Annotated in this window: 12 protein-coding genes; 8 read left to right on the top strand and 4 right to left on the bottom strand. The window is 56.0% G+C overall.

The genetic code is table 11. The features are described 5' to 3' along the window. Positions 1-52 precede the first annotated feature (52 nt). From HNQ64_RS10875 to HNQ64_RS10865, 3 genes are all read right to left on the bottom strand, one after another. A complete protein-coding gene (locus HNQ64_RS10875; protein WP_184208410.1) occupies positions 53-1,282 on the bottom strand; it encodes a type II secretion system F family protein in 1,230 nt (409 codons plus the stop codon). A 26-nt stretch (positions 1,283-1,308) separates the two neighbouring features. Next, positions 1,309-3,078 carry a GspE/PulE family protein gene (locus HNQ64_RS10870; protein ID WP_184208408.1) on the bottom strand — a complete coding sequence of 590 codons (1,770 nt, stop codon included), beginning with the start codon at positions 3,076-3,078 and terminating at the stop codon, positions 1,309-1,311. Positions 3,079-3,204: 126 nt separating this feature from the next. Further along, entirely contained in the window at positions 3,205-3,684 is a 480-nt protein-coding gene (locus HNQ64_RS10865; RefSeq protein ID WP_184208406.1) for a hypothetical protein, read from the bottom strand. A 167-nt stretch (positions 3,685-3,851) separates the two neighbouring features. On the opposite strand from HNQ64_RS10865, the gene surE reads away from it, so the two are divergent. From surE to HNQ64_RS10825, 8 genes are all read left to right on the top strand, one after another. Continuing rightward, on the top strand, positions 3,852-4,547 hold the full coding sequence (surE, locus tag HNQ64_RS10860; RefSeq protein ID WP_184208404.1) for a 5'/3'-nucleotidase SurE: 696 nt from the start codon (positions 3,852-3,854) through the stop codon (positions 4,545-4,547). A 77-nt stretch (positions 4,548-4,624) separates the two neighbouring features. Further along, the gene (locus HNQ64_RS10855; protein WP_184208402.1) at positions 4,625-5,068 is read left to right on the top strand and encodes a YraN family protein; all 444 of its coding nucleotides are present in this window, start codon (positions 4,625-4,627) and stop codon (positions 5,066-5,068) included. A gap of 70 nt (positions 5,069-5,138) precedes the next feature. Further along, positions 5,139-6,149 (top strand): dihydroxyacetone kinase subunit DhaK, encoded by a 1,011-nt coding sequence (locus tag HNQ64_RS10850; protein WP_184208400.1) that lies wholly within the window; start codon positions 5,139-5,141, stop codon positions 6,147-6,149. Positions 6,150-6,417: 268 nt separating this feature from the next. Then, positions 6,418-6,804 carry a DUF883 family protein gene (locus tag HNQ64_RS10845; protein WP_184208398.1) on the top strand — a complete coding sequence of 129 codons (387 nt, stop codon included), beginning with the start codon at positions 6,418-6,420 and terminating at the stop codon, positions 6,802-6,804. Between the two features lie 27 nt (positions 6,805-6,831). Further along, complete coding sequence (locus HNQ64_RS10840) at positions 6,832-7,218, top strand: phage holin family protein (RefSeq protein ID WP_184208396.1); 387 nt, start codon at positions 6,832-6,834, stop codon at positions 7,216-7,218. Continuing rightward, positions 7,215-7,592 carry a hypothetical protein gene (locus HNQ64_RS10835; RefSeq protein WP_184208394.1) on the top strand — a complete coding sequence of 126 codons (378 nt, stop codon included), beginning with the start codon at positions 7,215-7,217 and terminating at the stop codon, positions 7,590-7,592. Before HNQ64_RS10840 ends, HNQ64_RS10835 begins: the two co-directional genes overlap by 4 nt. A gap of 12 nt (positions 7,593-7,604) precedes the next feature. After that, positions 7,605-8,705 carry a type IV pilus twitching motility protein PilT gene (locus HNQ64_RS10830; protein WP_184208392.1) on the top strand — a complete coding sequence of 367 codons (1,101 nt, stop codon included), beginning with the start codon at positions 7,605-7,607 and terminating at the stop codon, positions 8,703-8,705. 40 nt (positions 8,706-8,745) lie between these two features. After that, a complete protein-coding gene (locus HNQ64_RS10825) occupies positions 8,746-9,849 on the top strand; it encodes a type IV pilus twitching motility protein PilT (protein ID WP_184208391.1) in 1,104 nt (367 codons plus the stop codon). Positions 9,850-9,991: 142 nt separating this feature from the next. Here the strand turns inward: HNQ64_RS10825 and HNQ64_RS10820 are convergent, their stop codons facing one another. Next, positions 9,992-12,448 carry a DUF1592 domain-containing protein gene (locus HNQ64_RS10820; RefSeq protein WP_343075892.1) on the bottom strand — a complete coding sequence of 819 codons (2,457 nt, stop codon included), beginning with the start codon at positions 12,446-12,448 and terminating at the stop codon, positions 9,992-9,994. Positions 12,449-12,450 lie beyond the last annotated feature (2 nt).

Here is a 12,450-nt window from a genome sequence, read left to right as displayed (position 1 = left end):
GGTATCTGTAAAATGTCTGTTTTCTGTTTCCTAAATTTTTACTTTTGCAGCCCTACTGGCTCATGCCAGAGATGGTCTGGAAGATGGTCGTGATCATTAGATAGGCCATGATGCCCACCATCCCAGCCATGAGGCAGACAATGAGGGGCTGAACCATGGCACTGAGTTTTTCCACCTTCTGGGCCAGCTCACGATCAAAGCGCTCTGCGGCCTTGGCTAAGGCAGTCGAAAGATCTCCGGTCTGTTCTCCCACGCTCACCATATCGAGCAGCAGAGGCGGAAAAATGGCACTGCGATCCAGGGCACGCGAGAGGCTCACCCCTTCTCCGACATGGCGCATCACGCCTTCAAATTCCTTTTGAAAATACGGATTCTCAATGGCCTGGTGAGTGAGCTGCATCGCCTGCACCATGGGCAGGCCACTGCCTAACAAATTAGACATCGTCTCCAAGAACTGCACATAAAAACGTGCTTTCAGGATGTTGCCAAACAAAGGCAGTCGCAGTAAAAACCGCGCCCACGGAACCTGTGCATCGGGCCTTTTAAGCCACGCTTTCACCACAATGAAAAGGCCAACACCTGCGAGACCAAGCATCCACCACGTGGCCTTAAAGAGGTCACTAAACTTCAGGATAATCTGTGCCCCAAGCGGTAAAGAACCGCCCGTGGAATCAAGCAATTCCGTCAGCTTTGGGATGAGGTAAACAATGAATAGCAGAGTGACCGAAACAGCAGCCACCACAAGGAAAGCTGGATAAATGAGGGCAAAAGCAACTTTACTCCGCAATGCCGCTAAAGAGCGCAGGTAGGCCACCTGACGACGCAAAATGTGGGGTAGCGTACCACTGGCCTCACCTGCGGTAGCGAGAGCGCAGAAGAGATGCCCAAAGCTGGGACTGGTAGCGGCAACCGCCTTTGAAAAAGGCATGCCATCGCGTACCTTTGTCCGCAGCACGCTGGCCAGTGTTTTGACTCCAGAAAGCTCTCGTCGCCGCTCCATGGTCGCTAAGGCGGGCTCAAGCTGGATCCCTGCCCCGAGCAGGTCTGAAAGCTCCTCCGTAAAAAGTAAAACCTGAGCTAACTTCAATCGCAAAGGCCCCACAGGAGTAACAGGTGCAGAACTACGACTGACGACTGTGGCAGCAGCACCCGCCTGTTCCAGCTTAAAAGGCTGCAACCGCTGCTTGCCCAGCAGGCTCATGGCCTCGGCCCGATCCGACGCCGCCAGCTGTCCGGTGATCACACCGGAGGGGCCATGAGCGCTATAGGAAAAAGTGGGCATGAAGAAGCGTGTTTAGAAAATGAAGCTCAAGCCGCCACGAGATGTAGAGGCTGGGTCAAAATGTTCTTGGCCGGCACATCTGAGGCGCGCTCTGTGGCAGTCACGCTGAGGACCTCTTCAATGGTGGTTTCACCCGCGAGGACTTTTTGAAATCCGTAGCCTCTCATGGGTAGGTAGCCATCCTTCTGGGCCTGCTTGTGGAACTCAGCCGGGTGAGCGCGGATGTTGATGAGATGCTGGAGGGCACTTGTCATCAGCACGGCTTCGTAGATGCTGAGACGGCCTTGATAACCGCTCCCACGGCAGGCTTCACAGCCGACCGCATGCATGATCTGACCCGAGACATTCAGCGGAAAGCCGATGCTGCGGAGATACTCTCGTTCCACTTCGGCTGGGGCCTTGCAAAGTGGGCAGAGTTTCCTAACCAGACGTTGCGCAAAAAAAGCGCGCACTGCACTGCTGACCAGGAATGGCTCCACCCCCATGTCCACCAGACGTGTGATGCCACCGATGGCATCATTCGTGTGTAGAGTGCTGAAGACGAGATGCCCTGTGAGAGCCGCGCGAATGGCTATTTCCGTCGTCTCCAAGTCACGCATTTCCCCCACCATGACGACATTGGGATCACCCCGCAGAATACTGCGCAGCCCCGTGGCAAAAGTCAGGCCTATCTCCGGCTTCACAGCAATTTGCACCATGCCAGGCATCTTGTACTCCACCGGGTCTTCGATCGTCACGATGCGCCGATGCGTCTGATTCATTTCACTGAGAAAGGCGTAAAGCGTGGTGCTCTTGCCGCTACCTGTGGGGCCCGTGATGAGAATGATGCCATTGGGCAATTTCAGCAGTTCATCCACCACTGGCTTCACGGTATCCGTCAACCCCAGGCGGCCAATCGTCATGGCCTGCTGCGAAAGCAATCGCAGGGAAATACTTTCCCCCTCCACGCTGGGGATCGTGGCCACACGTACATCAATGGGGAGGCCATCGAGTTCCAGATTGATACGACCATCCTGTGGCAGGCGTTTTTCGGCGATGTCCAGCCGAGCCATGATCTTCAGGCGGGCAATGACACTGGCTTGCAAGGATTTGATGTTTTCTGGCACCGGCAGTTCCTCAAGGCGGCCATCAATGCGATAACGGATGCGCAGGCGATCCTGCTGCGGCTCCACGTGGATGTCTGTGGCACGCTGTTCTAACCCCCGGCGGATGATCTGGTTCACAAATCGAACCACGCTGGCTTCTTCATTTTCCGGTTCATCCAAAACGGTGACTTCATCACCCACCTCCTCGGATGCCCAGTCGGCACGTCCCCGAAGGATTTTTTCAAAGGTATCCGCACCCAGACCATACAGCTTTTGTAGGCCCTCCACGATGCGAGTGCGCTGGCCCACATGCCAGACGACCGTGATCTGTAAACTACCTGCCACACGCTGGTGAGTGACGAGATTCAGAGGATCGAACGTGGCGATGTGCAGGACACCACGGGATTGTTCCGCCATCTCCGATTTCTCCTCGAAAGCGATAGGTAACAAACGATGGCGCAAAGCTATTTCCGCCGGCAGATGACGGCGCAGCCCCGGCTCAGAAGGTGTATCCGCACTGCCTTCCCACCAGGGCAAGGACAGGGTGTGGGCCAGGGTCATGAGGAAATCCTTCTCCCGCACGCCTTCGCAGTCCAAAACGGCCTCAACAAACGAGACCTGATTGTAACAGGCTTCTTCCACCGCAGCTTGAACCGATGGTAACTCGGCACAGCCCGCCTCTACGAGGATCTTGTGGATGAGCGGCATCATGAGAGAAGCAGAGGTGAAAAGCGATTCTATTCGAAACAATATTTATGGTTTTTACCATAAAATGCAAGAATTAAATCATTCCAAACCTTTTGCTTCTCCTGATCGTCACGATCGCCTGGATTCCACTTACTCCGCAATTTCGATCATGCCCTGACTCTGAAACTCAATCCTGAGGCGCTGTAAGGCAGCGTCGATCCCCTCCCCCTTCTTCCGGGAAAGAGCGGTGGCTGGCAGATCTAGCACGCCTTTGAGGCTGAGGTTTTCAAGTTCCGTCTGGAGGCCCGAGTCCGTCCAAAACACCTCAAGGTTATTCATCACGCCGGACAGTGTTTTAGCCCCCAGCGTCTGAGTCTGGGCATCGAGGCGGATGAGACTTTGGGCACCCTGGAGCCAGAGCGCCCCACGGGGAAAATCCCCAGGGCGGGCCGAGGAAGAGGTATCCAATGAGGGAATACGCCAGCTATACATGTCCGGCTGACCGTCGGCCGTGCAAATGAGGTGCAGGCCCAGTTGGCTCACGACAAGACGCGGTTGTGCGGCCCGGACACTAGCGGCAGCCAAAGCAAGGCTGGCCACTAGAAAGAATGCGCGAGCGGTATAGGTCATCAGTTCAACGTGCCCTCTTTATGAAGTAATGACAAGACAATCCGAAAACCCACCCAATTTCAATCAACCAAACCAGAAAACCAAGCCTGCACATTACCTCTGGGCATTGATTCGATGAGGCTTTTCAAGTGGACAAGGCAAGAAGGCCCCGTCTAATCCAGGTTAGCATGCATTTTCTCCTAACCAATGACGATGGCATCGAAGCCCTCGGCTTAGCCGCCTTGACGGACGCTATTTTGGCCATTCCAGGCGCCCATGTTTCCGTTGTCGCGCCTACCACGGAGTTCTCGATGTGCGGACACCGGGTGACCACTCGGGAAGTGCTGAAGGTGGAACAAAGAGGCCCACGACGCTGGGCGGTGAATGGAACTCCGGCGGACTGCGTGCGCATCGGTCTTTTTGCTCTGGACCTCAAGCCAGACTGGGTGATCTCGGGCGTGAATGCTGGCGGCAATTTGGGACAAGATGTGGTCATTTCCGGCACGGTGGCGGCAGCACGGGAGGCGGCGTACCACGGCATCGCGGCGATGGCTTTTTCCCATTACATGATCCGGGGGCTGGAGATGGACTGGGCCCGCATTGCCACTTGGGTGATTGATCTCATCGGCACTCTTTCTGGAGAGCGCCTGCACGACGGTGAATACTGGAATGTGAATTTCCCACATCATCCACCAGGGCCACTCCCTCTACCGGAAGTCGCCCGTTGCTACCCGGAGCGCCTTCCTCTGAATGTTGCCTACCTGAATACTCCAGAAGGAGGTTATCATTACTCGGCGTCCTATGCAGATCGTCCACGCACCCCAGGATCAGATGTGGATGCCTGCTTTGCCGGAAATATTACTGTTTCGCGCCTGAAAATATGAAATTTTCGCGGGCCTCATTTTTAGCTCAGCTCAAAGGGTTACCCCATCGTGCTAGGCTGTGGGGAAGAAGACAGTTCATGAAGTGGAGTTTTAAACTGCACAGGCCCTTCCACGGAAACTTGTTCGGCCAGCCGATGACGAGTCGGGAAATTGGCCTCGTGGGAGAAATCCTAGCCGCCCGTTGGCTGCGAAAGAAGAAACGCAAAGTACTCTATCAGAATTACTCGGCCCCTGGAGGCGGCGAGGTGGATATCGTCGCCCGGCATGGCGAGGTTTTGACTTTTGTGGAAGTCAAAACACGAACTCGCGATGACCACGGACGTCCTGCGGATGCGGTGAATGCCACCAAACGCCGGCTCATCCAGCGTGGAGCCCACCACTGGTTGCGCATCTTACACAGACCCTGTGTCACCTACCGGTTTGATATTTTAGAGGTCTATCTACTCCCTGGGGAAAAACCGAGACTTCATTTGATCGAAAATGCGTTTCCCTTGAGTGATTCCGTCATGATTGGACGATGATCACTTCCTGCTTTGACATCGCAAAGCCTACCCGCTACACCTTGCGGCCCCAAATCCATCGCAACCGACTATGAGCAAGAATTCCGCGAAGAAGATCATCAATGATCCCCTGAAATGTGCCGACGAACTTTTCGAGGGCCTCGTGCTGGCCTACGACGGCAAGGCTCGTCGTGTCGGCAAGCGTTCCATCGTGATGAATGACCTGCGTCCAGACGCACCAGCCCTCCTGATCGGCGGTGGTGCCGGGCATGAGCCTATCTATCATGGCCTTGTAGGCAAAGGGATGGGTGATGGTGCCGCAGTGGGTGACATCTTCGCAGCCCCCCCACCGGACATTGTTTTGGAAGCCACTCAGGCCGTGAATCGTGGCAAAGGTGTGCTGTATCTTTATGGCAACTACGCGGGCGATATCATGAACTTTGACATCGGCGCTGAACTCGCTGAGGAAGAAGGTATCACTGTCAAAACCGTCATCATCAATGACGACGTTTGCTCCGCCCCACCTTCAGAAAAAGCCAAGCGCCGTGGCGTTGGTGGTCTCGTCCCAGTGGTCAAGCTGGCCGGTGCTGCTGCAACCCAGGTTGAAAGTCTCGATGAACTGGCCCGGATTGCCCAAAAAGCCGTGGATGCCACCCGCACCGTGGGAGTTTCCACCAAACCGGGCTCCATCCCAGCCACAGGAGCCCCGACCTTTGAGTTGGCAGATGATGTCATTGGCCTAGGTATGGGCATTCACGGAGAGAAAGGTGTGGGCCTCATTCCTATGTGCACTGCTGATGAATTGGCTGCTAAGATGATTGATCTCCTCTTTGCGGATGACCTGCCTTTGAATGCAGGCGACGAAATCGTGTTTTTCGTTAACAGCCTGGGCAGTACGCACATGATGGAACTTTTGATCCTCTTGCGCGCTGCACGCCCCTTGCTAGATGCACGCGGTATCAAAGTCCACCAAACCATCGTGGATAGCATCGTGACATGCCAGGAAATGGCAGGTGTGAGCTTCAGCATTACCAAGTTGGATGCTGAACTCAAGGCCCTCTGGGATCTGCCATGCGAGAGCGTTGGCTACACAAAGCTGTAAACGGTCGCGGTGAATTTTCACGGGCGGAATCCTCCTGGATTCCGCCCTTTTTGTTAGGCTGAAAAAATCCTTAACCTCCCCTTGGCAGCGTGGCACGCTCCTTGCATATCGTTTCCGTGCCACACCCATCTCTGGTGCAAACAATCGAGTCCCGTTTCTGGTCATTGGCTGAATGCGCGAGAGAACTTTCTAGCAACGGTTTTTTCATTCGCCAGAAAGGGGAGTTGGCCTTAAAACCACATTCGAACCCGTATCCCTATCTCCGCTTATGAACGAGCCATCCATCCCTGATCTCGGTTTCGGCAGCCCATCTGCCCATGATCCCTTTCAGGCTGCTAAAGCCAGCGCCATGAAAGCTGCAGAAGAATTGCGTGCAGCAGCCACTCAAAAAGCCAATGAACTGCGCGGTGCGGCTGAATCCCGCGCCCAGCACCTGAAATCCGTGGCCGAGCAAAAGGCCTCGGAACTGAAAACGGACCTGACTGAAAAAGCCAGCGACATTCGTCACTATGCTGACGATGCCCTGAGCCAGGCCCGAGATAAATACGATAACCTCGTGACTGAAGCTGAAACCATGGCCCGCGAAAAACCTCGTCAGGCCCTGCTGACTGCATTTGGCGTAGGCTTAGTGGTGGGGCTCCTACTTCGCCGCTAATCCTTCCTTTTTAGAAAAGCCTAAATCATGATGGACTCCGAGGTTTCCCGGGTGAGGTCGTTGCTGCGCACATTGGCCCTTTACGCTGAAGCGCGCGGACGATTGCTCCAGATCGAAGCGCAAGAAGCAGGGAGCAAGCTGAGCGAGATTTTGATTTTCGCTGCGCTGCTCAGTGGCTTCCTGCTCTTTGGTTGGATGCTAGCGCTACCCGCACTGGTCTGGTTAGTAGCAGACAGCCAGGGCTGGCCTTGGTGGAAGGTGGCCTTAGGCGCAGCCGGCGGGCACCTTTTTTTAGCCATCCTTTTTTTACTGGGTCTTAAATCACGTTTGAAAAAATTACGCGTGTTTGAAGAAACCTTCCATCAATTCCAACGTGATCGCGAATGGATTGGAAACCCACCTCCCGGCGTATGATTTCCAAGCTTCAAGCCATCAAAGATTTGGATTTGGCCAGAGCCCAGTTAGGCTCACATCTACATCTCGCCAGCGAAGAACTGAATCCCAAAGTCATCATCTCTCGCTCTCTGCGTGAGCACCCCTGGATATGGGCCGGTGGCGCAGCCATAGCAGGCCTTTTATTGATCCGCGGACTCATGCCTTCATCCAGATCCAAGATTGAGCGTGACAACTTGAGCGCTTCCGCTACAAAAGGCGGCCTTATTGCGCTAATTCTGTCCCCCATGCTTGGCATGGTGCGGCAGGCAGCGTGGAAATATGGAAGCCAGTATCTTCAATCTTATCTGACCCAACATTTCTCTCAGCACGAGGGTGACCGCCCGAGTGCGTGATCCACCCTTCTCATGTCCGACCAAGCCGCCCCCCAAGATCTCGTGCCCGTCCTGGGCCATGTGGATGATTATCTGCGTTTTTGCATGCAGTATGATGCATCCGACCTGCACCTGGCCACCGCAGCCCAGCCCATTTGGAGACGTTTCGGTAACCTAACACCGATCTGGGGCAATGCCGTGACGCTCTCTGCGGAAGACACACGCCGCCTTGCCTACAGCTTCCTTACGGAATCCCAAATCCACCAGTTGGAGACAAAGGGCGATGTTGACTTCGCTTACTCTCCTGACTTTGGCCGTTTTCGTGCCTCTGTCATTCAGCAGCGCCTTGGGATTGACATCACCTTCCGCATCATCACCACCCACATTCGCTCGGTGGATGAATTGGCCCTTCCAGACACTGTCCGCACGCTCATTCGTTATCACAACGGCTTGGTGCTTGTCACAGGCCCGGTGGGCTGCGGTAAGTCCACCACACTGGCAGCCTTGGTGGATGAGATCAATAAAGAGCGTCAGGATCACATCATCACTCTGGAAGACCCCATCGAATACGTGGTGGAACCGAAAAGCTGCCACGTTAACCAGCGCGAAGTTGGCACCCACACAGACTCCTTTGCGGCGGCCCTTCGTGGTGCCTTGCGTGAAGATCCAGATGTCATCATGGTGGGTGAAATGCGTGATCTTGAAACCATCTCGCTCGCCATCACAGCGGCTGAAACGGGTCACTTGGTCCTAGGCACCCTGCACACGGGCAATTCGGCTCGTACTCTTGACCGCGTTCTCGATGTGTTCCCACCCGATCAGCGGGATCAGATCCGCATCATGGTGTCTGAATCTCTGCGCGGCATCATCTCCCAGCAGTTGGTGCCCAAGACGGATGGTAATGGTCGTGTCATGGCGCTCGAGCTTCTAGTAAACACCCCTGCCGTGGCGGCGTGTATCCGTGAAGGTAAAACTTACATGCTCAATGGAGTGATGCAGACGGGTAAAAACGTCGGTATGATCACGATGGACGAGTCCCTTCGTAATCTTTACAGCAAAAGCCTCATCAGCCGCGAAGAATGTGAATCGCGCGCTGAGGACAAGCAACAAATGCGCCTCTTTTTTCAGAGCTAGTCCGCCTTCGTCTTCCACCGTTTTTACTTTTTGAAAAACCATGCCGATCATTGACAATTACTTCCAGCAACTCATTGAGCTGGGCGGATCTGACCTTCACCTCAGCCAGGGACAGCCACCCAAAGTGCGCGTCCACGGCAGCATCAAAGCCATCGCTCCGGATATTCTTACGAAGTCCACGATGGAGACCATGATGCGCGAAATTTGCGAGGCCCGCGCCTGGGAACGTTATGTTGAAAAAGGCGATCTCGACTTCGCCTACGAAATGGATGCCGAACACCGTTTCCGCTGCAACTACTTGAAGCAGCAAAACGGCTACGGAGCCGTGTTTCGTATCATTCCGACGAAGATCGCCAGTCTCGAACAATTGGGCATTCCCCCAGTCGTTAAGGAATTTGGTCACATGCGCAGTGGCTTGGTTCTAGTAACCGGCCCAACGGGTTCGGGGAAATCCACGACGCTTGCGGCTTTGCTGGATTACATCAATACCAACTTCCGCCGCCACATCATCACGGTTGAGGAGCCCATCGAATTTGTTCATAAGAACAAGAAAAGCATCATCACCCAGCGTGAGGTGCCGATCCAAACCCCTTCTTTCGCAGATGGTCTGCGCGCTGCACTGCGTCAGGATGCTGACATCGTTCTTGTGGGGGAAATGCGTGACCTTGAGACCATCTCTCTAGCCCTCACGGCTGCGGAAACAGGCCTCTTGGTTTTCGGAACTCTCCACACGAACAATGCCCGTAAAACCGTGGACCGTATCATTGACGTGTTCCCGGCAGATCAACAAAGCCAGGTGCGCACGATGTTGGCAGCTTCGCTGAAAGGCGTGGTCGCCCAGCTTCTCATGAAGAAGGCTGATGGCAAAGGCCGTGTGGCCGTGAATGAGATCATGGTTTCTACCCCGGCTGTGGGTGCTATTATCCGTGAAGGTGCCACCCAGAAGCTTTACGACATCATCATCGGTGGGAAGGCCCAGGGCATGCAATTCATGGATGACGCCATCTGGCAGAAGCTCCGTGACGGCTACGCCAGTCCGATGGAAGCCTACATGAAAGCCATTGATAAAGGTCGGTTCAAAGCCTTCCTTCCCCCTGAAATGCAGGCCTTGGCCAATGCGGGTGGTGGTGAAGCGAAGAAATAATTTCGTTTCTCGCAATCAAGGGTGCAGCCTCCGGGTTGCACCCTTTTTTGTTAGGCTACATCAGGCCTACAGTCTCAACAATCTGGCATAACAAAAAGAAACGAGCAGGACGAGGCCCAACAGCACTCACCTCTTTGCCAGACTATCTGGAGCGGAAAATCTCGCTCGTGAGACATTCAACAATGAGGGTCTGGAGACCGAGGCGGTTGTCTTTGACGGTGGCGTGGATCTCGTTAATCTCGAAGTCGTCGGCGGGCTCCATGTGACGGCCAGTGGTGTAGGAAAGAACCTGGCGAATGAGATGGCGGGTGAAGAGGTCTTCGCGGGTTTCGCGGATGATCTTTTTGAAGCCAGCAAAGTCCGTGTAGGTTTCGCCGGAGGGGAATTCGCCGGAGGAGTCCACCTTGGGGGCGGGTGTCTTGGCGTTTTTGGGCTTGGGGTAGCTGCTGCGCCAGCGGCCAATGGGGTCGAAGGACTCCAGGCTAAAACCAAGGGGGTCGATCTTGCGATGGCATTCTGCGCAGGTCTTGTCGGTGCTGTGCTTGGCCAGGCGCTCGCGGATGGTGGTGGCACCGGAGATGTCGGCCTCAATGGCGGGCACTTCATCGGGCGGCGGTGGTGGCTGTATGCCGAGGATGTTTTCGCTGACCCACACGCCCCGGGTGACGGGCGAGGTCTCGACGCCATTGGCACTGACGGTGAGCACGCCGGCCATGCCGAGCAGCCCGCCGCGACGCGGGTTGTCCTTGAAGCTCACCTTTTGAAAACCATCGGCAAGGCGCAGAGTCTTCTGCTCGGGGAGGTCGTAGAGCTTGGCCAGCCTCTTGTCGGCAAAGGTGTAGTCGGCATGGAGGAAGCGGGCCACGGAACCATTGTTCTTCAGCAGGTCGCGGAAGAACAGACGTGCCTCGGTCTTCATGGAGGTGGGCAGGTCCTCGGCATAGTAGCCGCGGTTGGTTTCGCGGGGCGGCGGCATGCTGCCGAGGTCGCGAAGGTTTAACCAACTATCGAGAAAGCCGTTGGTGAAGCCACTGCTGCGGTCATCGGCGATGAGGCGCCTCACCTGCTTTGTCAGTTCGGCCTTTTGGGTGAGCTTGCCGGACTTGGCGGAGGCGAGGAGTTCGGCATCGGGCGGGGCTGCCCACAGGGCAAAGGAGAGGCGGGTAGCCAGGTCGTAGGCGGTGAGGGCCTTGACGGAGTCTTCGGTGATCTCGCTGAAGTAGAGGAAGGACGGCGAGCAAAGGATAAGTTTGAGCGAATCCAGCGCGGCCTGGCGTGGGGTGGCTTTTTCCGCGAGACGCTTTTCATAAAACGTGCGGATGGGCTGGCGGTCGGCCTCGGTGAGCGGGCGGCGGTAGGCTTTTTCGGCAAAGGCCTGGAGCTGATCCAGGGCGCGCTCGGGCTGGAAGCCTTCCTTGCCAAAGACGGCCTGTTCTTCGGCGCTGCCGCCGACTTCGGGCATGGGGCCCTGGATCTTGATCTCGCTGATGCGGATGTGGGGCAGCTTACCCTCTAACAAAATGTGTGCACGGCCCACGCCGGAGTCGCTGACCTTGCCTTTGAACTCGTCCTTGTAGCGTTTGTTGACCTCGAGCACGGAAGCGCGGGATTCAAAGGGGCCGTTGGGGAAGATGAAGCGCGGGGTCTGCCCGGCCTCCAGCCAAACGCGAAATTTCAGCCAGGTGGGCTTTTCATCGGGCACCACGCTGCTGGCCAGCAGGGGCTCGATGGGCTGGGGGTAGTGAATGTGACCTTTGGTGATATCGCCAGGGACGACGCCGAGGATGAAGGGCTCGGAGAAATCAATGCCGAAGATGGCGGGGTCGTAATGGGTATCGCGATGCAGGGCCTGGGCCTCGACCTCGATGTCGTACAGGCCGGAGACAGGCACGCCTTTGAGGAAGTCCTCGATGTGGCCGTAGCCACCCTGGCGGGTGTCTGTGTTGGGCTGCTCGTAGAGATTGAGGTAACGGTAGTTGAAGGCGGACTTGTGCGGGCCTTGCAGTTCTTCGTATTGGACGAAGTGACCGTTGAAGCGCCAGTTCTTGGGTTCCATCGCGGGCTTACCCAGGCGCATTTCGACGAGGCGATTGGCCGCCTGGAAGTATTGGTCCACCAGGAAACCGGAGGTCACCAGGGACTTGCCGATGGTGTCCATGTGCTGGCTGGTCTTCTCCTTCGGGAAATCGCCGGTGAGGCCGAGGGTATCCACACGGCGGCCAAAGAGGCTGGCGAGCGTGTTTTCATACTCGCGGCTGGACAGGCGGCGCATGACGGTGCGTGCACCGGAGCTTTCGATCTTGCCACGGGCGGCCACGGTGCCTTCGCGCAGGGCACGCAGCACGGCGAGGCGTTCTTCATCCGTCGGCTGGTCGGACTTCTTGGGCGGCATCTCCTTCAGGGTGACCTGATCAATAATCTCCTTGGCCGAGATGAGGTCTGCCTCCGACTTCAGTGGGAGGGCGAAGTTTTCAAACTCGCGGTCCCCCTTCTGCGCATCGGCATCGTGGCACTCCAGGCAGTACTTGCCGAGGAACTGCTGCACGATCTTGGGCGGCAGCAGGTCCTCTGCATGAGAGGCGGTCACGGTGAAAAGCATCG

The sequence above is a fragment of the Prosthecobacter dejongeii genome (assembly GCF_014203045.1).
GTDB classification, from domain to species: domain Bacteria; phylum Verrucomicrobiota; class Verrucomicrobiia; order Verrucomicrobiales; family Verrucomicrobiaceae; genus Prosthecobacter; species Prosthecobacter dejongeii.
This window is presented reverse-complemented; position numbering and strand designations above follow the sequence as displayed.